Genomic DNA, 20,487 nt, shown 5'->3' on the forward strand with positions numbered 1-20,487 from the left:
AAAAATAGCTTTAATATTCTTGTAAAAGAAAGTTTACAGGATTAAAAAAAAACATCCAAAGAAACTTTAACAAAGCTCATAAGTTTCTTTGGATTTATATAGTAGTATTTTATGAATTCAAAAAATTCAATAAATCAGTGTTCAGTTTATCTTTGTTGGTATAGAATAATCCGTGTGGAGCGCCTTCGTAAACGATATAAGTGTTTTCGCGAATGGCTTTTGCAGATTTTTCAGAGGTTAGTTCAATTGGAACGATTTTATCATCGTCTCCATGAATGATTAACGTTGGGACTTTTATAAAATCTAACTCTTCTCTAAAATCAGTATAAGAAAATGATTCGGCACATTTTAGTGTAGCACGAGGAGAAGCAAATGAACATAATGCTCTGTAATATTCAAGTAATGGAGTGCTTAGAGGTTTGTTGATGATGTTGATTCCGAAAAAAGTTTTTCCAAAATTATCCACAAAACCTATTCTGTCTTCTTTGATTGCATTTGCTGTTGCTTCGCTTTTTTCCTTTGGATGTCCGTCAGGATTGTCGCTTGTCTGTAGTAAAAATGGAACTACAGAAGATATTAAGGCAGCTTTTGTTACTCCTTTTCCACCATGACGGCTAAAGTAGCGAACAACCTCGCCACCACCCATTGAAAATCCTACAAGAGTTGCGTTTTCTAATTTTAGCTGGTCAATAATTTCTTTTAAGTCATCAGTCAAAGTATCATAATCATATCCGTCATAAGGTTGAGATGATTTACCAAAACCACGGCGGTCATACACAATTACCCTATAGTTGTTCTGTACCAAAAAATCAACCTGATATTCCCACATTTCATTCGAAAGAGGCCAGCCGTGAATCAAAATAACAGGTTTTCCTTTTCCGTAATCCTTTACATAAAGCTTTACATTTTTTGCAGTTTCGATGTATTTATCAGTGTTTAATTCCTGGATATCAAATTCAAAATCTCTCAGGGATTGGTCGGTATTTAGGATAGTGTTTTCCATTTCTATATCTTTTTTAGTGTTACTTTACTCAGTGATACGTAAATTTAGAAGTAGAACTAAAAAAAACGGTTATAGAATTAGTTGTAATAATTACAAAATTAATAGGTTTGTAATTCAACATTATGAAAACGTAAATGGATTTAACCTGGAATGAATTTGAGAGAACCGATATGCGTGTCGGAACCATTATAGAAGTAAATGATTTTCCCGAAGCAAGAAAACCGGCATATCAGCTAACGATTGATTTTGGCGCTGAAATTGGCATTAGAAAATCATCGGCACAAATTACCAAACGTTATCAAAAAGAAGACTTAGTAAACAGACAAATTGTGGCGGTTGTAAACTTTCCCAGAAAGCAAATAGGAAAATTTATGAGCGAATGTCTTGTTCTTGGTGCTGTAGGCGAGGAGGGAGATGTTATTTTATTGGCTCCTGATTTTAAGATTGAAAATGGACTTAGGATTGGTTAGTTTTCTGTCACAGTTTTCAGTTTGCCACTCCCGATAGCTATCGGGATTAAAGAATTAAAATAATTTTGATTTTGCGGTTAATTTTCGCCACGAATTACACAAATTCACACGAATTATTTTTTAAGCCCAGCTTTGTGACCTTTAATCAGGCAAAAGTTCACAAACCTTCAAAAGAAACTTTGTGAACTTTGCGTAAAATCTCTGTGAAATTTGCGGTTAATTAACCTCCAGACTGAAAACTGAGACTGAAGACCGCAACTGAAAACTAAGAAATTTTCTCAATTAACTGCTGTAAAATCAACTGACCTGCTTCCCAGTATTTTAAGTCAGAGTCAGAATTGATGTGTCCTTGCTGACCTACGTTTGCGAAATCGCTTCCCCACATTTTGGCAAAATATTCTTTTCTTTCAAAAGAAGCGTACGGATCATTTTCGCTTGCGACAACTATTGAAGGAAATGGTAATTTATAAACGGGCATTGGAGAAAAATTCCGAACAGATTCAGGAGTATGTTGAGGTGAATCAACATCAGCAGGAGCTACTAATAAAGCGCCTATGATGTTTTTGTTGGTATTTGAGCCCGCCCAATGCAAAACTAAAGAAACAGCTAAGCTATGCGCAACCAAAATCGTTGGTTCATTGAGTTTTGCAACTTCTTCATTTAATCTTTCGAGCCATTCTTTACAAACAGGTTCGTCCCAATTGTCCTGAACTAAACGAATTGAGTTTTTAAACTTTTTATGCCAGAATGTTTGCCAGTGTTTTTCGCCTGAATTTCCAAGCCCGGGTAGTATTAATAATTGTGTTTCCATTGCCGTGGATTTATTTAAAGATTATTTTTTATTTTCTTTTAGGATTCTGTTTACCTCTTTTACAAGCAGCGGAAATCCAGGTTCAGTCATTCCGTGTCCGTAACCGTCAAGTTCATAAAGTTTGGTTTGTTTGTGACCGACTAATTTCATCATACGTGCCATGTAGGCATTTTCTTCATATCGTCCTAACATCTCTAATTCGCGATCTCCGGTAATTAATAAAAGTGGCGGAGCATCAGCACGAACATAAAAAAGAGGTGCGAAAGCATCAATAGTTGGTGTTGTATCAGGAATTCCGTTTTCTTTTCTAATTTCGAAATGAGTAATGCATTGACCGCTAAATGGGATAAGTCCTGCGATTTTATTAGCGTCGATTTCTTCTTTTTGCAGCCATTTTTTATCCAGACCAATCATTAAACCTAAATATCCTCCTGCAGAATGTCCTGAAACAAAAATTGAAGAAGTGTCTCCGCCGTAATTTGCAATGTTGTTAAAAGCCCAGGCAACTGCAGCAGCTGCATCTTCGATAGCTTTTGCAGCTTTTACCTTTGGTGATAATCTGTAATTGACTCCAATAATCGCAAACCCTTTGTTTTTTAGAGCTTCAGGGATTTCTTTGCTCCCGCCGGTCAATCCTCCTCCGTGAAACCAAACTATTGTAGCAAAACCTTTTGTGTTTTTAGGGTAATAAATATCAAGAACACATCTTTCATTTATATAGCTATCAGTTTTATTAATTGCCGGGTTGTAGTATTGAATATTTGATTTCGTCTCGTATTCTGTTTTTTGGGCAAAAGATGAAACTCCAATAAAGAGGAAAGTAAATAAGAGAATTAATTTTTTCATTTAAGAGATATTTGAATTCGTATAGTTAATCTGGAAAAATATAAAAACTTCAGTCCGAAATCTAAAATGATTCTCGACTAAAATTATAGAATTTAAATATATAAAAAAAGTCCAAAATGCAGGACATATTGGACTTGTACTTTTTAAAAAGTTATTTAGGACTAAATATCGTCAAAATCAATATCAGTAAAACTAGATCGTTGTCCTTCAGGTTTATCGGAACCGTATTCTTTCTTAAAATCTTTTTGGTGTCTTTCAGAAATTACTTCTTCGCCTTTGTGGTTCAAGACATATGAAGTCATTTCTTCTAGTATTTCGGCAAAAGCACTAAAATCTTCTTTATACAAGTAAATTTTGTGTTTTTTAAAATGAAAAGAACCATCTTCTTCAGTAAATTTTTTACTTTCGGTAATAGTGATATAATAATCATCAGCTTTAGTAGCTCTCACATCAAAGAAATAAGTTCTTCTTCCTGCTCGTAATACTTTAGAAAAAATCTCTTCTTTTTCTAACATGTCATTTTCTCTCATAATACGTTCTATCATTTTTGGAATTAATAGTACTCAAAAATCATAAAAAATTATCTATTACGCAACATTTAAAGTGATTCTTTTTCTGAAAGTTGTTTTAAATATAAAGAAGCATAATAGCCCTCTTGATTTATTAATTGATTATGAGAGCCTTGTTGAATGATTCTGCCATCTTCTAAAATGATTATTTTGTCGGCATTTTTTGCTGACGAAACACGATGACTGACTATTATGGTAGTTTTATCTTTACAAATTTCGAATAAATTGTTCAAAATCGTCTCTTCTGTCTCAGTATCGACTGCTGACAGGCAATCGTCAAAAAGTAGAATCGCAGGTTTTTTAATAATAGCACGTGCAATAGATACACGTTGCTTCTGGCCTCCTGAAAGTGTGATACCTCTTTCTCCCAGAACTGTGTCGTATTGTTTGTTGAATGCAATGATATTGTCATGAACGACAGCATTTTTAGCCGCCTCGATTACTTCTTTGTCTGTAGCGTTTTGATTGCCAAATTTGATATTGTTTTTAATAGTGTCAGAGAATAAAAAAGCATCCTGAGGTACGATTCCTATATTGTTTCGAAGATCATTTAAGTTCAAAGTGCTTATTTCATTCCCGTCAATTGTGATTTTTCCCGAAGTAACGTCGTATAAACGGGAAATTAAGGAAAGGATAGTCGATTTACCAGAGCCTGTTTTTCCTAAAATAGCCAATGTCTCTCCTTTTTTTACCGTAAAAGTTACATTTTTCAGCGCTTCGATATTAGTGTCTTTATACGTATAGCTTACATTTTCGAAAGCAATAGAACCTTGAATATCTGATGTGTTCTCATTGTTATTCTTGATTTCCGGTTCAATTTTCAGGAATTCATTCAAACGTTTTTGAGAAGCTTCGGCTTCCTGTACCATTGATGAAACCCATCCTAATGAGGCAACTGGCCAGGTTAGCATGTTTACATATAAAATAAACTCAGCAATTGTTCCAATGTTCGCAATCGTTCCGTTAATGTACATAAGACCACCAAAATAAATGACAACCAGATTACTGATTCCGATTAAGGCAATCATCAAAGGGCCAAATAGTGATTGGACTTTGGCTAAATCCAAACTCTTTTTTTTGCTTTCATCCGCAAGAGCTACCATGTTATTTTGATGTTGGTTTTCTAAGGAGTATGCTTTTATAACCCTGATCCCTGAAAAAATTTCCTGCGAAAAACTCGAGACTTTCGATAAATATTGCTGAAAAGTCGTACTTCGTTTATTGATTTCAGAACTTAATTTAAAAATACAATACGAAAGTACAGGTAACGGTAAAATAGTATATAGTGTTAATAACGGCGAAACATTATACATATATATTATAACGATTGCAAAACGAATAAATGTATTGATGGTGTACATTACGGCCGGACCAACGTACATACGGACCTTTGAAACGTCTTCACTGATACGATTCATTAAATCTCCGGTACGGTTTTGCTTGTAAAAGTTCTGTGAAAGATTTTCGTATTGCTTGAAAACCTCATTTTTTAAATCAAATTCAATATGACGGGACATTACAATTAAAGTCTGTCGTGTTAGGAAGAGAAAAAAGCCTGAAATTATTGCAGTAGCGATAATTAGCAATACGTTATTGATTAAACCATCTCTGTATGAGTCAATAACAACTTGCGACATCTGTTCAGATTTGGGAAGCTTATCAAAATTTTCGATAGCGTTTAGAGACTTACTAATTAATTGAGGGGTAAATAGAGCGAATATTTGTGAGATTATAGCGATTAAAATTCCTAAAGAGAAACTATATTTATATTTGATGAAATATTTGTTTAAATAGCTTAATTCTTTCATTTTTTTAAGAGATTCTATGACGAAATGTTTTGATTTTGTACAATATTGTGAATTAAAATTAACGGAAAGTATAATTTTATCAAAACAAAACGATTGTTATATTGTTATTTTAAAGATAAAAAATTAGCACATGTGTATTTTTTGTATAAATTTGAGAAGTCTTTTTGACAAATTCATAATTTATAACTAATAAATACTAGCGCTATGGATGCAACTTTCGCAACTGGAAAGGAACTTCAAAAAATGGATCCTGTTTTTGGTCAACTATCATTTGATGATCACGAACAAATTGTTTTTTGCAATGACAAAGATACAGGTTTAAAAGCAATTATTGGTATTCATAATTCAGTTATGGGGCCAGCTTTAGGAGGTACAAGAATGTGGAACTATAATACTGAATGGGAAGCATTGAACGATGTTTTGCGTCTTTCAAGAGGTATGACATATAAATCAGCCATTACCGGATTGAATATCGGTGGAGGTAAAGCAGTAATTATTGGTGATGCTAAAACGCAAAAAACACCTGAATTAATGCGCAAGTTTGGTGAGTTTGTTCACTCTTTAGGCGGAAGATATATTACTGCTGAAGATGTTGGAATGGAAACGAAAGATATGGACACTGTTAGAGATGTAACACCTTATGTTACGGGTATCTCTGAAGAAAGAGGTGGTTCAGGAAATCCTTCTCCAATAACAGCTTACGGTGTTTATTTAGGAATGAAAGCTGCTGCTAAAAGTCAGTTTGGTACTGATGTTTTAGAAGGTAAAAAAGTTTTGGTTCAGGGTATTGGCCACGTTGGTGAAGCCTTAGTTGAATATTTGACTAAAGAAGGAGCAATCGTTACTATTACAGATATTAATGAAGAAAAATTATATCAGGTAGCTGCAAAATATAATGCAACAGTTTATGCAGGTGAAGATTTGTATACTGCAGATGTTGATATTTATGCACCATGTGCGATGGGAGCAATCATTAATGATGATACTGTAAATAAAATTAAAGCTAAAGTTATTGCTGGTGCTGCCAACAATCAGTTAGCTGATGAGAATGTTCACGGTTTAAGATTGCAGGAAAGAGGTATTTTATATGCTCCGGATTTCTTAATCAACGCTGGTGGAATTATCAATGTTTATGCGGAATTAGAGCATTATGGTAAAGCTGAAATCATGACTAAAACAGAAAACATCTATAATACTACTTTAGAAATTATCGATTACGCTGTGAAAAACGGAATGACAACGCACAAAGCTGCTCTTACAATTGCTCAAAATCGTATTGATTTAAGAAAAATTGAAAACGCTGCTAAGAAGTAATTTTTAGTTTACAATTTATAGTCCCAGTATTCAGTCTCAGTTTGCAATGTAAACTGAGACTGAATACTGGGACTTTTTTTATAGGTAGCTTGATATTGCAGTTTATTTTTTACCGCAAAGTTCGCTAAGATTTTTATTTATTGCGGTTAGAAAACACAAAGTTCGCAAAGCTGGTTCAACACAAAGCTTTGCGAACTTTGTGTTTTTGCAAAACTGCTTAATTAAAAAAAACTTTTTGAACTTTGAGGTAAAAAAAAACTTCAGATTGGAATGCGTATGTAATCGTAAAGTTCGCAAAGCTGGTTCAACACAAAGCTTTGCGAACTTTGTGTTTTTACAAAACTGCTTAATTAAAAAAAACTTTTTGAACTTTGAGGTAAAAAAAACTTCAGATTGGAAGTTTTTATGCTGAAAAATAACATCTTTTTTGTTTAAAGATCTCAAAGTATTGTCCTGTGAAAAATGCGGCTTTTTATTAATATCATAAATTAATTGCTTTCTGAGAGCTTTTTTATCCATTTAAATTTTATTATCAACTGTTAAATCCTTAATTTTGCAGACTAATTTTTAAATGTTCTTACAAGGTGGTAAATAGAAGACACATACGCGTTAAAGTAATGCAATCCATTTATGCAATGCATCAAAGCGGTTCTGATAATATGGAAAAAGAAGAGAAGTTTCTTTTTTACAGCATTGATAATATTCAGGATTTATATCTTATAATGCTTTCTTCATTGATTGAAATTTGCAAAAAAGAATCCATTTTTTTACATCTATCAAGCAAAAAACATCTTGCAACTGCTGCAGAACGTAAACCGAACGAAAAATTCATCAACAATAAAATTTTTCAACTTCTTGCCGAAAGTAATTCACTTAGCATCGCTTTAGAAAATCGTAAAATCAACAACTGGTCATTAAATGATGATTATATTATTTTACTTTTAAATGATATTAAAGCAAGTGATCTGTATGTAAAATACATGAGTAGTTCTTCAGTAAATACTTTTGAAGAAGACAGACAATTTGTAATCGATTTATTTGCTGATGTAATTGTTCCTAATGAAAAATTATATGAGTATCTGGAAGATGATAAATTAACATGGGTTGATGATATTCCAGTTGTAAATACGCATATCGTTAAACAATTGAAGGCGATAAAAACACAAGATCCTGATGATTTTAGAGTGCCAAAATTGTATAAAGATGTAGAAGATAAAGATTTTGCTAAAGACTTGTTTAGAAGAACAGTTTTAAACGAAACTATTTTTGCTAAAGAATATGATGATAAGACACCAAATTGGGACAGTGACAGGATTGCTGAAATTGATACTATTATTTTGAAAATGGCAATTTGCGAGTTTTTAAAATTCCCTTCAATTCCAGTAAAAGTAACTCTTAACGAATATTTAGAAATTGCAAAAGAGTATTCTACACCAAAAAGTAGTATTTTTATCAACGGAATTTTAGATAATCTTGTTAAAGAGCTTACGGCTAATAAAAAGATGATTAAAGTTGGACGTGGTTTAATGTAAGACTAAGTCAAGGATTTCAAACTATTAATAATATAATAAATCAAAAACAGAATTTAAATTATGGGACAATTAACTCAATTTGCGCCATTTCTATTAATGTTCGTGGTAATCTATTTCTTCATGATCAGACCACAACAAAAAAGAGCAAAAAACGAAAAAGAATTTGAAAGCAGCCTAAAAGTAGGTGATAAAATAATTACTAAAAGTGGTTTTCACGGTAAAGTTGTTGAATTAGCTGATACAAGTGCAGTTATCGAAACAATGTCTGGAAAATTAAAAATTGAGCGTTCTGCTATTTCTATGGAAATGAGCGCTGCTTTGAATAAAAAAGCGTAATTATTTTTTAGAAATTCCAACTAAAATATAAATCCCAAATTCCAATTTAAACGTTGGAGTTTGGGATTTTTTTTTCTTTTATTAAACTCAATCTTGTCTTTTTCGACCAAAGGGAGAAATCACACAAGAAACTCCGTAAAGTATATCTTCAATCTTTGTCGATTAACTAGTGTGATTTCTCCCTTCGGTCGAAAGGACACGACAACTTAGTAAAAATTCCAGACTCCAAATTAGTGATTGCACTTTGTGATTTTTTTTTTACTCAATCTTGTCTTTTCGACCAAAGGGAGAAATCACACAAGAAACTCCGTAAAGTATATCTTCAATCTTTGTCGATTAACTAGTGTGATTTCTTCCTTCGGTCGAAAGGACACAACAACTTAGTGAAAATTCCAGATTCCAAATTAGTGATTGCACTTTGGTATTTTTTTTTAAACTCAATCTTGTCTTCTCGACCAAAGGGAGAAATCACACAAGAAACTCAGTAAAAGTATATCTTCAATCTTTGTCGATTAACTAGTGTGATTTCTCCCTTCGGTCGAAAGGACACAGCAACTTAGTGAAAATTCCAGACTCCAAATTAGTGATTGTACTTTGTGATTTTTTATTAAACTCAATCTTGTCTTCTCGACCAAAGGGAGAAATCACACAAGAAACTCAGTAAAAGTATGTCTTCAATCTTTGTTGATTAACTAGTGTGATTTCTCCTGTCGGTCGAAAGGACACAACAACTTAGTAAAAATTCCAGATTCCAAATTAGTGATTGCACTTTGTGATTTTTTCTAAACTCAATCTTGTCTTTTCGACCAAAGGGAGAAATCACACAAGAAACTCCGTAAAGTATGTCTTCAATCTTTGTTGATTAACTAGTGTGATTTCTCCTGTCGGTCGAAAGGACACAACAACTTAGTAAAAATTCCAGATTCCAAATTAGTGATTGCACTTTGTGATTTTTTCTAAACTCAATCTTGTCTTTTCAACCGAAGGGAGAAATCACACAAGAAGCTCCGTTAAGTATATCTTCTATCTTTGTCGATTAACTAGTGTGATTTCTCCCTTTGGTCGAAAGGACAAAAAACTTAGTACATATTCGAGACTCCAAATTAGTGATTGCACTTTTTGATTTTTTTTAAACTCAATCTTGTCTTTTCGACCAAAGGGAGAAATCACACAAGAAACTCCGTAAAGTATATCTTCAATCTTTGTCGATTAACTAGTGTGATTTCTCCCTTCAGTCGAAAGGACAAAAAACACATAAAAAAAGCCTTTTTCAAAGTTTTCAAACTTTGAAAAAGGCTTTTGCTAATAACTGGAATTTGGAATTTTTTCACCAATCTTCAAAATTGGAATTTATTTTCCTCGTATTATCTTTTTCTTTTTGGTTTTTCGGCAACATCAAAAATACTTGGAATAGCTGTTAATTCAGCGATTTTTACAATAACATCAGTTGCTTTTTGAATGCTTTCTGCGGGAACATATTCATATTTTCCATGAAAGTTATGTCCGCCTGCAAAAATGTTAGGACAAGGTAATCCCATAAATGATAATTGAGATCCATCAGTTCCGCCACGAATAGGCTTAATGATAGGTTTGATGTTTAGTTCTCTCATTGCTTTTTCAGCAATATCAACGATATGTTTTACAGGTAATACCTTTTCTTTCATATTGTAATACTGATCTTTAACTTCGGCAGTTACAATATCTTCACCAAATTGTTTGGCGAATTTTTTATTGATTTTCTTGGCGATTTTTCCAATTAAGTCTTTTCTTTTTTCGAATTTAAGCTTGTTGTGATCACGGATGATTAGTTCTAAAACTGTTTCTTCGATGCTTCCCGTTAAGTGATGTACGTGAAAAAAACCTTCATAACCTTTGGTTTCCTGTGGTGTTTCTCCTTTTGGAAGTTCGTTGATGAAATCATTGGCAATCAACATCGAATTGATCATTTTTCCTTTGGCATAACCCGGGTGAACGCTTTTTCCTTTAAAGGTTATTTTGGCTCCGGCTGCATTAAAGTTTTCATATTCTAATTCTCCAATCTGGCTTCCGTCCATAGTGTAGGCCCATTGCGCGCCAAACTTCTCCACATCAAAATGATGTGCACCACGACCAATTTCTTCATCTGGAGTAAAACCAATTCTAATTTTTCCGTGTTTAATTTCAGGATGCTGAATTAAATACTCCATTGCAGAAACAATTTCTGTAATTCCGGCCTTGTCATCTGCGCCTAATAAAGTAGTACCGTCAGTTGTGATGATAGTTTGTCCCTTATATTGTAGTAAATCCTTAAAATAGCCTGGAGATAAAATGATGTTTTTCTCAGCGTTTAGAATGATATCTTTTCCGTCGTAATTCTCAATAATTTGAGGTTTTACATTTGCACCGCTAAAATCCGGTGAAGTATCAAAATGCGAAACAAAGCCTATTACAGGAACTTCATGATCTACATTACTTGGTAAAGTAGCCATTATGTATGCTTTTTCATCTATAGTAACATCGTCAAGACCAATTGTTTTTAATTCTTCGACTAATTTATTGGCAAGATTCCATTGTTTCTCTGTACTTGGAGTGGTTTGTGAATTAGGATCTGACTCGGTATCAATAGTTACATAACTAATAAAACGATCTATAATATGTTGCATTTTTTTAATTTTCAGCAAATATAAGCAAATAATTGGGCGCTGTGAAGCTGTAAATTACGAAAACTGTAAAATCAGATAAAAAAATGCTGCGAATTTGCTTTGCCAGTTCACTAACGAGTGCGTTATGAATTTTCAGGAATAAACAGGTATTCCATAAATGCTTAAAAACGAATTTCAAGAATCTAAATTCTTGAAATTCGTTTTTATATTTAAATTAATTCGTAGAGATTCGTGTAATTTGTGGCAAAAAAACTATTGCACACATCTGAAACCAATATGGTTTGCTGGTGATTTGTAATCTCCTTTTCCTCTGGTACCTACCATGTAGCGCGTGCAATATTGATCTGTACATAAAAATGATCCTCCGCGTTGTACCTTTTTAGGTAAATTTGGTTCTCCGGGATCGTATGACGATTCAGGTCCTTGAGGGTTTCTGGCAACTTTATCTTTTTCGCTTATTACAGAATAATAATCAGCAGTATACCAATCGTTAGTCCATTCCCAGACATTTCCTCCAATGTCGTAAAGACCATACGGATTTGGTTCAAATTGAGCAGTTGGTGCAATACCTATATAGCCATCTTCGCCGGTATCTCCTTTTTCGACAGGAAAATGGCCTTGATAGATGTTAGCCTGAAATTTTCCTTTAGGTTTCAATGTGTTTCCCCAGGCATATAATTGCCCGGATTTTCCGCCACGCGCTGCAAATTCCCATTCAGCTTCAGTAGGTAATCTTTTGCCCGCCCATTTAGCATAAGCAGCAGCATCATCATATGAGACCTGAACTACCGGGTACTTTTCTCTGCCTATTATTGAGCTTCCGGCTCCTTCGGGATGTCTCCAGTCAGCTCCCTGAACATACGTCCACCATTGCATATAGTTGTTTAGGTTAACATGTGCAGATGTAGGGGTAAAAACGGCTGATCCTGCAACTAAATTTTCTACCGGAGCATCAGGATATTCTTCGTGAGTTGGTTTTATTTCTGCTAAAGTTTTATAGCCAGTAGCTTTTACAAAGGCTTCAAATTGTTCATTAGTCACTTCGGTGTGATCCATGTAAAAACCGTCAACATATACCTGATGTATTGGTGCTGCATCTTTTGTAACTCCTTTTATGCTGCATAAACTTTCATCAGCAACATTACTTCCCATAGAGAATTCTCCGCCAGGAATCCAAACCATTCCTTTAGGAGTTTTATTGGCGGCAGGTTTGTTTTTATTTTCGATCGTGGGTTTAAATAAAGAAGTGTCAGATGTATTTGCAGTTTCGGCACAATCCATTGCCGTCAACGTTTGGTCTGGGCGAATAAATTTAGTGTAACCATAGGCAATTGAAATAGCAGAGATGGTAAGAATTGCTAAAATCCAGTAAGTTTTATTTTTCATTCTTGATTTGATTTTGGTGTTGTCAATATAAGAGGGAATAAAGTTAAAAAAATAACTTTAAATTATAGTTGTCCTATAGGATTAGTTGTTTGTTTTTGCAATACGAATAGTTTTAGTGTTGTTTCTTGCTTCCGTTTGAATAAGTTGTAATGCTTTTTTAAATTTCCCATATTTAAAGGTAGTAATGGTAAGTGGTTTATTGTCATTACTTTGTCTTGTACTATTCCTTAAAATTTAAAAAATAATTTAATTGCTTAAAGAATAATTATTTTGCTGATTATTTTTTTATGAATTTCATTTTCAATCTTTTAATCCCATTAAAATTAAAAAAAAAAATAGTAATAATTGTAAAAAAATAAAAATCATTTTAGTTAATAGTTGTCTGAAGTATTATAATTAAATTTGCCATCGAAAAAACACACACAACACTCTTATGTATAAATTGATAATTCGCCCGATACTTTTTTGGTTTGATCCGGAAGAAGTTCATTACTTTACTTTTTCATTTGTTAAATTCATTTCAAAGATCCCAGGAGTTTCGTCGATTATAAGATCAATTTATGAAGTAAAAGATGCTCGCTTAGAACGTGAAGTTTTCGGAATCAAATTTAAAAACCCGGTGGGACTTGCGGCGGGATTTGATAAAGATGCCAAGTTATACAAGGAACTTTCAGATTTTGGTTTTGGTTTTATAGAAATAGGAACCGTAACTCCGGTTGGCCAGGAAGGAAATACAAAAAAACGTTTGTTCAGATTAAAGGCGGACCAGGCGATTATTAACCGAATGGGCTTTAATAATGGTGGGGTTCTTGAAGCCGTAGAACGTTTAAAAAAGAATTCAGGCGTTTTGATTGGTGGAAATATTGGTAAAAATAAAATTACACCAAATGAAAATGCTGTAGATGACTATATCATTTGTTTTGATGCCTTGTTTGATCATGTAGATTATTTTGTAGTAAATGTGAGTTCTCCAAACACACCAAATTTAAGAGCTTTGCAGGATAAGGAACCGTTAACGGCTTTATTGCAAACTTTGCAAAACAGAAATGTTGAAAAGCAGAAAACAAGTACTCAGAAAATAAAACCAATTCTTTTAAAAATTGCTCCGGATCTTACTGACGAGCAGTTATTGGATATTATTGACATTGTAAAAACGACTCAAATTGCGGGCGTAATTGCAACCAATACAACAATTTCAAGAGAAGGATTGCAGTCTGAAAACCAATCTGAAATGGGAGGTTTGTCCGGAAAACCTTTGGCGAAACGTTCGACGGAAGTGATTCGTTTTCTTTCTGAAAAAAGCAATAAAGCATTTCCAATTATTGGAGTAGGAGGAATACATTCTGCAGATGATGCTATCGAAAAGTTGAATGCAGGAGCGAGTTTGGTACAATTGTATACCGGATTTATTTACGAAGGCCCGGCTTTGATAAAAGCAATCAATAAAAAAATCTTAAACCAGTTGTAATAAAAGCGCCTGAACAAGTAATCCTGTAATAATAGCAGTTCCAAAACTGATCAAAGTACCAATTAGAACATATTCGGTAAGTTTTCTTTCTTTGGCTTCTTTTAAATCTCCAAATCTAAAGATAGATTTGGCGGCCAATAAAAATCCGATTGCTTCAAAATGTCCTGTTAGGATAAAACAAAACACAAAAAGACGTTCTAGTATTCCGATATAATTTCCTGCCGTAGCAAGTGAATTATCGTTGTGACTATTTTGACTTTCAGGATTCCAGATAGAAATAATGGTTTTAATAAAAATAGAAGTCGGTTTCGTGATGAATAAAATACCGGTAATTAAAATCCAAAATTGATTGTTAAACCATAGAAAGTTTATGGATTCTCCGTTGTAGAGTAATACAATTGCAATTAAAATAAGGATATGAGCAATTTGATCCAGAACAAACCAAGTACGTTTTGTATTTGGTTTTTGATAATTGAGTTTGATCAAATCTACTGAACCATGCGTAATGGCAATTAAAATAGCATAAGGTATAAACTTAATTTCTCCAACTAAAACTGCCGCCAGAATTGCATGCAAAAGAATATGAAAGTAGAGATAGATACTTTTATATTTCCTGGCTTCTTTATCTTTAACCCATGAGTTGGGCTGCCATATAAAATCGCCTAATAAATGTGCTAAAAGTAGTTTTATAAATAAAATCATCGCGTTTTAAGTTGTTTTATCTCTGTTCTAAAATAACGATCTAAATGTTGTACCAAATCAAACTGGGCCCTTTTTTGTCTTCGGCTTACCGCGGCCTGATTAATGCCTAATTTTTGTCCTAATTCTTCTTGAGACAAAGTAGGATTTTCTATTGCAGCGGCAACAAATTGTGCAGGTTGTGCAAGCCAGTTGTCCATGAAGGTAAGCGCCAATTGTATCATTAAATTCATTTTTTCATCGAGATTGGTATCGCCTGTTCTCATTGCTAAAGTTACCTTTTGTTTTTTTAATGTTTCAAAAAGTTCTCCGGAATGTATAAAGGCAGAACCGTTGCTCTCTGATATTTTCTCGGCATTATATGTCTTGTCGCCAAAACCAATACTCATTCGGGCGTCTAGTTTTATAGCTTTTAAATGTGCTTTTATTAAAATAGCAGACAATAAAGCATCTTCGGGATTTTTAATCTCGATCTGAAATTCATCACCTCTGTAAACTTCCCATTGACTTGGTGTTGCTCCAAAAGGAGATAAGATTTTTTTTAAATCTTCTACCCAATCTTTTGATTTTTGTTTTCTGGAGTCAATGATATCACCTGTAATTACGCTTGTCATAATTCAAATATAATTAAAAATAAATAAAGTTTAATATTACAAATATATGTAATATTATTTATTATTACGTTTTTGTGTAATGTTATGTGTTATTACAATATTGTGTAATACTGTAATTAATGAAAATTATAACTTTTATTTCTTTAAAAAAGACGTTAACTTAGCCTTCACTAAAGAATAAGCTTTGAATAAAGAAATCAAGATTATCGAATGTCCGCGTGATGCTATGCAAGGTATCAAAACTTTTATTCCTGCTAAAAACAAGGTTTCATATATACAAGCTTTGCTTAGAGTTGGGTTTGATACGATTGATTTTGGAAGTTTTGTATCTCCAAAAGCAATTCCGCAAATGCAGGATACTGCCGAGGTTTTGGCACAACTTGATTTGTCGCAAACCACAAGCAAATTGTTAGCAATAATTGCGAATACACAAGGAGCTATATCAGCGTCAGAGCATGAACCAATTCGATATTTAGGATTTCCTTTTTCGATATCTGAGAATTTTCAGATGCGAAATACACATAAAACAATAGCTGAATCTTTAGTAACACTTGAAGAAATTCTGGAGATTGCAGATAAGAAAAACAAAGAAGTGGTAACGTACCTTTCAATGGGGTTTGGAAATCCATATGGAGATCCGTGGAATGTTGAAATCGTTGGCGAATGGACAGAAAAATTAGCCGGAATGGGCGTTAAAATATTATCACTTTCAGATACTGTTGGCAGTTCGACGCCGGAAGTCATTACATATCTTTTTTCGAATTTAATTCCAAAATATCCTGAAATAGAGTTTGGGGCACATTTACATACAACGCCCAATAGTTGGTTCGAAAAAATAGATGCAGCATCGAAAGCCGGCTGTACCCGTTTTGACGGAGCGATTCAGGGTTTTGGCGGCTGCCCAATGGCTACAGATAAACTAACAGGAAATATGCCTACAGAAAAATTGATTTCTTATTTTACAGCCAATAAAAAATCAACAGGTTTAAACTCTTTAAGTTTTGAAAGTGCTTATAATGAAGCTTCAAAATTGTTTGGTAATTATCACTGATAAAGCAATTAAATATAATCTTCAGGTTTAATATGACGAAAATAATAACAAAAAGATAAACACCAATCGGGCAATATATAGTTATTAAAATACGTTTTTTGTGTATCCAAATACCACTTCTATGAAGTCAAATCTTATCAATAGGATTTTTATATTAATATTTTCATCAGTTTTGTTTCTTTCCTGTTCAAGCGATCTCGATTTTGATCAGACTAAAGATTTAAAACTAGAACCGGTTTTTGTAGCCAATCTGGCTTATTTTAATGTTCCTGCAACACAATTAGCAAATACTGGTGGAGGCCAAATAGTCTCTGATGTAGAGCAATTTGATGCTTTTAAAGAGAAGTTTTTTAGAGATAATCTTGTAAAAGCAGAACTGAATTTCGAATTAGAAAATACAATAATTAGAGCTTTTACGCTCGATATAGTGCTTTTAGATGCTAATAATAAAGTACTGGAAACCAATACCTATTCAATTCCAGCCTATTCAGGAAGTTCAAATATTGTTAAATTCCCAACTGAAGTCTATGAAAATCAAAGACTGGCACTCTTGAAAAAAACGGTTAAAATAGCTTTTTTTGTCAGAATGGCGGCTGGACCACCTCTGGATCAAAATAGTACAGGAAGTTTAAAATTACGCTCAGGTGCAACCGTTTATATGGTAATAGAATGAGAAAAGTATATCTGATTCTAATTGTAGCTTTTCAACTTTCCTCCTTTGCCCAAAACAAAGAAGTGTTGTATAATTTTACGGCTATTCCGCAATCGTCACTCGTAAATCCAGGAGCTGATGTTTCGTATAAATTCTATTTTGGAGTTCCTCTTTTGTCCGGGGTTTATGCGAATTTAGGTTCAAGTAGTTTTTCTGCTTATGATTTATTTGCTAATAACGGAGTAGATTTTAATGACAAAGTCCGTAACGTTATTAATAATTCTTCAGCCAAAGATAAGACTCAGGTCAATCAGCAACTCGAATTATTTTCAGGTGGTTTTAGAGTGGGAGGAAAGGACAGTCAATCTTATATTTCGTTTGGAGCCTATCAGGAGTTTGATTTTTTAATGTACGTTCCAAAAGATTTGGCTATATTAGCCCTAGATGGAAATCGGGATTATATAGGTAAATCATTCAATCTGGCTGATTTAAATGTCAGAGCCGAAGTGCTGTCTGTCTTTCACGTGGGATTTCATAAAAAATTAAATGATAAACTTGTTTTAGGCGGTCGTGCAAAACTGTATTCAAGTGGTGCAAATGCAACATCTACTAAAAATTCGGGTTTTATTTATACAGGACAAGCGGCAGGATCTCCAAATATCTATAATCAAATAATAGAATCAAATTTAGAACTGAAAACGTCAGGGATTGGAACATTTACAAAAGACGAATACGAAGGAAATATTCCAAAGGATATTGCACATAATACGTTCTTTAACGGAAGTTTAGGTTTGGGAATCGATGCCGGACTGACCTATTATTTTAAGGATAATCTTCAATTTACGGCAAGTATTGTCGATCTCGGTTTTATAAGACATACTAAAGATATCGAGACCCTGACATACAAAGGGACTTATAAATATGATGGAGTAAACCCTAGTTTTGATCCCACAAATAAGCCCAAAAATATATTTGATGAGTTTGAGAAAGCCATACCACGAGATACACTCTATAATAAATATACAACTTGGCGACCAACTAAATTTTATTCATCGATGCAGTATTCCTGGGGCGAATCACGCTCAGATGATGCTTGTAATTGTAAAGGAAGAACAGTCCGAAAGTATGTCAACGCAGTGGGAGGGCAATTGTTTATAATGTCTATGCCGGTAGAACCTTTTGTTGCTTTAACTGCTTTTTACAAACGAAGTGTTTTTGATAAATTAGATGTCAAAGCAACTTATACAATTGATTCGTATTCTAATAAAAATATCGGTTTAGGACTTTCAGGAACAGTCGGGAAACTCAATATGTATCTTCTTGTCGATAATGTTCTCGAATACAAAGATGTTTCAAAAGCCAATAGTATAGCATTTCAGTTCGGCTTTAATTTTGTCTTTCACGATTCAGAGGATTAGTTTTTTTGAAAATTCCAATATAAAAATTCGAAATTCCAATTTTAATTAGTAGCTGTAACAGGACTGTTAATTCGAGCGTAATCGGTAACCATATGCAAGTTATTAAATGAACTTATATATCTTATATGGTTAAAATAGTACCCATATAATTATAGGATATTTCTTGTAAAGTTAATTTTATGAATAAGTTAGTATTCAAGTTTCCAATTTATTCACTATATTTGCACGCAATTCAACTAGAAATTGCAACATGATAGCACACAACTCCAAGATTATCGGCGAAGGTTTAACTTACGACGATGTATTATTAGTACCTAACTACTCGAATGTGCTTCCTCGCGAAGTGAGTATCAAATCAAAATTTTCACGAAATATAACATTAAACGTTCCAATAGTATCAGCTGCTATGGATACCGTTACCGAAAGTTCTATGGCAATTGCTATGGCGCAAGAAGGCGGGATTGGTGTTTTGCACAAAAACATGACTATCGAGCAACAAGCTGCGAAAGTTAGAAGAGTAAAACGTGCTGAGTCTGGAATGATTATCGATCCGGTAACTTTACCAATGACTTCGACAATTGCAGATGCAAAAAATGCAATGAAAGAATTCGGAATTGGCGGAATCCCAATCGTTGATGAAAATAGAATCCTTAAAGGAATTGTAACCAATCGTGATTTACGTTTTGAAAAAAACGGAGCAAGAGCAATCGCTGAGGTAATGACAAGTACAAACTTAGTTACTGTTGCCGAAGGAACTTCATTAGAGCAGGCCGAAGTAGTTTTACAAGGACATAAAATCGAAAAGTTGCCAGTTGTAAATGCTAATTATGAATTGGTTGGTTTAATCACTTTTAGAGATATTACAAAACTGACTCAAAAACCAATCGCTAACAAAGATGTTTTTGGTCGTTTAAGAGTTGCTGCTGCAATTGGTGTTACTGGTGATGCTGTCGAAAGAGCTGCTGCATTAGTTGCTGCCGGTGTAGACGCTATCATTATTGATACTGCTCACGGACATACTGAAGGTGTAGTAAATACATTAAAAGAAGTAAAAACAAAATTCCCTAATATTGATGTAATCGTAGGAAACATTGCAACTCCGGAAGCAGCTAAATATTTAGTAGCAAACGGTGCAGACGGTGTTAAAGTAGGAATAGGACCTGGTTCTATTTGTACAACGCGTATTGTTGCAGGTGTTGGTTTTCCTCAATTCTCAGCAGTTCTTGAAGTAGCTGCGGCTATCAAAGGAACCGGAGTTCCGGTTATTGCTGATGGTGGAATTCGTTATACAGGAGATATTCCTAAAGCAATCGCTGCCGGTGCTGACTGTGTGATGTTAGGTTCATTATTAGCAGGTACAAAAGAATCTCCGGGAGAAACAATTATCTTTGAAGGAAGAAAATTCAAATCTTACCGCGGAATGGGTTCTGTTGAAGCGATGGAAGGCGGATCGAAAGACCGTTATTTTCAGGATGTTGAAGATGACGTTAAAAAACTAGTTCCGGAAGGAATTGTTGGTCGTGTTCCTTACAAAGGTGAATTGAACGAAAGTATGCTTCAATTCGTTGGTGGTCTTCGTGCCGGAATGGGATACTGCGGTTCAAAAGACATTCCGACTTTACAAGAAACGGGACGTTTTGTTAGAATCACATCAAGCGGAATTACAGAAAGTCACCCGCATAACGTTACAATTACAAAAGAAGCTCCAAATTATTCAAGATAATTTTTAGTTTTTATTATAAAACAAAAGGCATAAGAGTTTGATTCTTATGCCTTTTTTTGTTGTGTGCCCAGCATGGGCGATAACTCTAGGGTGTAAGTCCCGAACACGCCTTTACAGTGGGAAGTGTTAGCTGAATGCAAGGGTG

At 33.9% G+C, this 20,487-nt stretch carries 18 protein-coding genes; 9 read left to right on the plus strand and 9 right to left on the minus strand.

The genetic code is table 11. From position 1 onward, the window contains the following. Positions 1 to 109: 109 nt before the first annotated feature. A complete protein-coding gene (locus tag ACQKCJ_RS20745) occupies positions 110 to 1,003 on the minus strand; it encodes an alpha/beta fold hydrolase (RefSeq protein ID WP_271335414.1) in 894 nt (297 codons plus the stop codon). Positions 1,004 to 1,137: 134 nt separating this feature from the next. On the opposite strand from ACQKCJ_RS20745, the gene ACQKCJ_RS20750 reads away from it, so the two are divergent. After that, positions 1,138 to 1,473 carry a tRNA-binding protein gene (locus ACQKCJ_RS20750; protein WP_271335413.1) on the plus strand — a complete coding sequence of 112 codons (336 nt, stop codon included), beginning with the start codon at positions 1,138 to 1,140 and terminating at the stop codon, positions 1,471 to 1,473. A 265-nt stretch (positions 1,474 to 1,738) separates the two neighbouring features. Here ACQKCJ_RS20750 and ACQKCJ_RS20755 read toward each other — a convergent pair whose 3' ends face one another. The 4 genes from ACQKCJ_RS20755 to ACQKCJ_RS20770 form a co-directional block, all read right to left on the minus strand. After that, entirely contained in the window at positions 1,739 to 2,284 is a 546-nt protein-coding gene (locus ACQKCJ_RS20755; protein ID WP_271335412.1) for an RBBP9/YdeN family alpha/beta hydrolase, read from the minus strand. A gap of 21 nt (positions 2,285 to 2,305) precedes the next feature. Next, positions 2,306 to 3,130 (minus strand): alpha/beta hydrolase, encoded by an 825-nt coding sequence (locus ACQKCJ_RS20760; protein WP_271335411.1) that lies wholly within the window; start codon positions 3,128 to 3,130, stop codon positions 2,306 to 2,308. 161 nt (positions 3,131 to 3,291) lie between these two features. Continuing rightward, positions 3,292 to 3,660, minus strand: a complete 369-nt coding sequence (locus ACQKCJ_RS20765) for a PUR family DNA/RNA-binding protein (RefSeq protein WP_029268690.1) — start codon at positions 3,658 to 3,660, stop codon at positions 3,292 to 3,294. Positions 3,661 to 3,728: 68 nt separating this feature from the next. Next, on the minus strand, positions 3,729 to 5,507 hold the full coding sequence (locus tag ACQKCJ_RS20770) for an ABC transporter ATP-binding protein (protein ID WP_271335410.1): 1,779 nt from the start codon (positions 5,505 to 5,507) through the stop codon (positions 3,729 to 3,731). 204 nt (positions 5,508 to 5,711) lie between these two features. On the opposite strand from ACQKCJ_RS20770, the gene ACQKCJ_RS20775 reads away from it, so the two are divergent. From ACQKCJ_RS20775 to yajC, 3 genes are all read left to right on the plus strand, one after another. After that, positions 5,712 to 6,821 carry a Glu/Leu/Phe/Val family dehydrogenase gene (locus tag ACQKCJ_RS20775; RefSeq protein ID WP_271335409.1) on the plus strand — a complete coding sequence of 370 codons (1,110 nt, stop codon included), beginning with the start codon at positions 5,712 to 5,714 and terminating at the stop codon, positions 6,819 to 6,821. 617 nt (positions 6,822 to 7,438) lie between these two features. Then, complete coding sequence (gene nusB, locus ACQKCJ_RS20780) at positions 7,439 to 8,353, plus strand: transcription antitermination factor NusB (RefSeq protein ID WP_271335408.1); 915 nt, start codon at positions 7,439 to 7,441, stop codon at positions 8,351 to 8,353. 60 nt (positions 8,354 to 8,413) lie between these two features. Further along, a complete protein-coding gene (gene yajC / locus ACQKCJ_RS20785) occupies positions 8,414 to 8,689 on the plus strand; it encodes a preprotein translocase subunit YajC (RefSeq protein WP_271335407.1) in 276 nt (91 codons plus the stop codon). A gap of 1,364 nt (positions 8,690 to 10,053) precedes the next feature. Here the strand turns inward: yajC and pepT are convergent. Together pepT and ACQKCJ_RS20795 are read right to left on the minus strand one after the other, a co-directional pair. Further along, positions 10,054 to 11,331: a peptidase T gene (pepT, locus tag ACQKCJ_RS20790; protein WP_271335406.1), complete on the minus strand. Its 1,278-nt coding sequence runs from the start codon at positions 11,329 to 11,331 to the stop codon at positions 10,054 to 10,056. 252 nt (positions 11,332 to 11,583) lie between these two features. Then, positions 11,584 to 12,717, minus strand: a complete 1,134-nt coding sequence (locus ACQKCJ_RS20795) for a formylglycine-generating enzyme family protein (protein ID WP_427402852.1) — start codon at positions 12,715 to 12,717, stop codon at positions 11,584 to 11,586. 433 nt (positions 12,718 to 13,150) lie between these two features. On the opposite strand from ACQKCJ_RS20795, the gene ACQKCJ_RS20800 reads away from it, so the two are divergent. Continuing rightward, positions 13,151 to 14,185, plus strand: a complete 1,035-nt coding sequence (locus ACQKCJ_RS20800; protein ID WP_427402853.1) for a quinone-dependent dihydroorotate dehydrogenase — start codon at positions 13,151 to 13,153, stop codon at positions 14,183 to 14,185. Here the strand turns inward: ACQKCJ_RS20800 and ACQKCJ_RS20805 are convergent. Next, positions 14,171 to 14,887 carry a DUF3307 domain-containing protein gene (locus ACQKCJ_RS20805; RefSeq protein ID WP_427402854.1) on the minus strand — a complete coding sequence of 239 codons (717 nt, stop codon included), beginning with the start codon at positions 14,885 to 14,887 and terminating at the stop codon, positions 14,171 to 14,173. The two genes, ACQKCJ_RS20800 and ACQKCJ_RS20805, sit on opposite strands and share 15 nt — an antisense overlap. Further along, the gene (locus ACQKCJ_RS20810) at positions 14,884 to 15,498 is read right to left on the minus strand and encodes a SatD family protein (RefSeq protein WP_271335402.1); all 615 of its coding nucleotides are present in this window, start codon (positions 15,496 to 15,498) and stop codon (positions 14,884 to 14,886) included. Before ACQKCJ_RS20810 ends, ACQKCJ_RS20805 begins: the two co-directional genes overlap by 4 nt. A 184-nt stretch (positions 15,499 to 15,682) precedes the next feature. Between ACQKCJ_RS20810 and ACQKCJ_RS20815 the strand changes: the two genes are divergently transcribed. The 4 genes from ACQKCJ_RS20815 (at position 15,683) to guaB (ending at position 20,342) form a co-directional block, all read left to right on the plus strand. Beyond that, the gene (locus ACQKCJ_RS20815) at positions 15,683 to 16,549 is read left to right on the plus strand and encodes a hydroxymethylglutaryl-CoA lyase (protein WP_271335401.1); all 867 of its coding nucleotides are present in this window, start codon (positions 15,683 to 15,685) and stop codon (positions 16,547 to 16,549) included. Positions 16,550 to 16,670: 121 nt separating this feature from the next. After that, positions 16,671 to 17,222, plus strand: a complete 552-nt coding sequence (locus ACQKCJ_RS20820) for a hypothetical protein (protein WP_271335400.1) — start codon at positions 16,671 to 16,673, stop codon at positions 17,220 to 17,222. Beyond that, entirely contained in the window at positions 17,219 to 18,619 is a 1,401-nt protein-coding gene (locus ACQKCJ_RS20825; RefSeq protein ID WP_271335399.1) for a DUF5723 family protein, read from the plus strand. The genes ACQKCJ_RS20820 and ACQKCJ_RS20825 overlap by 4 nt, the downstream gene beginning before the upstream one ends. A gap of 250 nt (positions 18,620 to 18,869) precedes the next feature. Next, complete coding sequence (guaB, locus tag ACQKCJ_RS20830; RefSeq protein WP_271335398.1) at positions 18,870 to 20,342, plus strand: IMP dehydrogenase; 1,473 nt, start codon at positions 18,870 to 18,872, stop codon at positions 20,340 to 20,342. Positions 20,343 to 20,487: the final 145 nt, after the last annotated feature.

It is taken from the genome of Flavobacterium sp. NPDC079362 (genome assembly GCF_050267765.1).
Classification (GTDB): Bacteria; Bacteroidota; Bacteroidia; order Flavobacteriales; family Flavobacteriaceae; genus Flavobacterium; species Flavobacterium azizsancarii.

What these genes read in the sequence shown, in the direction of transcription:
- pepT (WP_271335406.1), bottom strand. Translation starts at nt 11,331, where the DNA reads ATGCAACATATTATAGATCGTTTTATTAGTTATGTAACTATTGATACC.
- ACQKCJ_RS20820 (WP_271335400.1), top strand. Translation starts at nt 16,671, where the DNA reads ATGAAGTCAAATCTTATCAATAGGATTTTTATATTAATATTTTCATCA.
- ACQKCJ_RS20760 (WP_271335411.1), bottom strand. Translation starts at nt 3,130, where the DNA reads ATGAAAAAATTAATTCTCTTATTTACTTTCCTCTTTATTGGAGTTTCA.
- ACQKCJ_RS20800 (WP_427402853.1), top strand. Translation starts at nt 13,151, where the DNA reads ATGTATAAATTGATAATTCGCCCGATACTTTTTTGGTTTGATCCGGAA.
- ACQKCJ_RS20770 (WP_271335410.1), bottom strand. Translation starts at nt 5,507, where the DNA reads ATGAAAGAATTAAGCTATTTAAACAAATATTTCATCAAATATAAATAT.
- ACQKCJ_RS20795 (WP_427402852.1), bottom strand. Translation starts at nt 12,717, where the DNA reads ATGAAAAATAAAACTTACTGGATTTTAGCAATTCTTACCATCTCTGCT.
- ACQKCJ_RS20755 (WP_271335412.1), bottom strand. Translation starts at nt 2,284, where the DNA reads ATGGAAACACAATTATTAATACTACCCGGGCTTGGAAATTCAGGCGAA.
- ACQKCJ_RS20810 (WP_271335402.1), bottom strand. Translation starts at nt 15,498, where the DNA reads ATGACAAGCGTAATTACAGGTGATATCATTGACTCCAGAAAACAAAAA.
- ACQKCJ_RS20825 (WP_271335399.1), top strand. Translation starts at nt 17,219, where the DNA reads ATGAGAAAAGTATATCTGATTCTAATTGTAGCTTTTCAACTTTCCTCC.
- yajC (WP_271335407.1), top strand. Translation starts at nt 8,414, where the DNA reads ATGGGACAATTAACTCAATTTGCGCCATTTCTATTAATGTTCGTGGTA.
- nusB (WP_271335408.1), top strand. Translation starts at nt 7,439, where the DNA reads ATGCAATCCATTTATGCAATGCATCAAAGCGGTTCTGATAATATGGAA.
- ACQKCJ_RS20745 (WP_271335414.1), bottom strand. Translation starts at nt 1,003, where the DNA reads ATGGAAAACACTATCCTAAATACCGACCAATCCCTGAGAGATTTTGAA.
- ACQKCJ_RS20805 (WP_427402854.1), bottom strand. Translation starts at nt 14,887, where the DNA reads ATGATTTTATTTATAAAACTACTTTTAGCACATTTATTAGGCGATTTT.
- ACQKCJ_RS20775 (WP_271335409.1), top strand. Translation starts at nt 5,712, where the DNA reads ATGGATGCAACTTTCGCAACTGGAAAGGAACTTCAAAAAATGGATCCT.
- ACQKCJ_RS20765 (WP_029268690.1), bottom strand. Translation starts at nt 3,660, where the DNA reads ATGAGAGAAAATGACATGTTAGAAAAAGAAGAGATTTTTTCTAAAGTA.
- guaB (WP_271335398.1), top strand. Translation starts at nt 18,870, where the DNA reads ATGATAGCACACAACTCCAAGATTATCGGCGAAGGTTTAACTTACGAC.
- ACQKCJ_RS20750 (WP_271335413.1), top strand. Translation starts at nt 1,138, where the DNA reads ATGGATTTAACCTGGAATGAATTTGAGAGAACCGATATGCGTGTCGGA.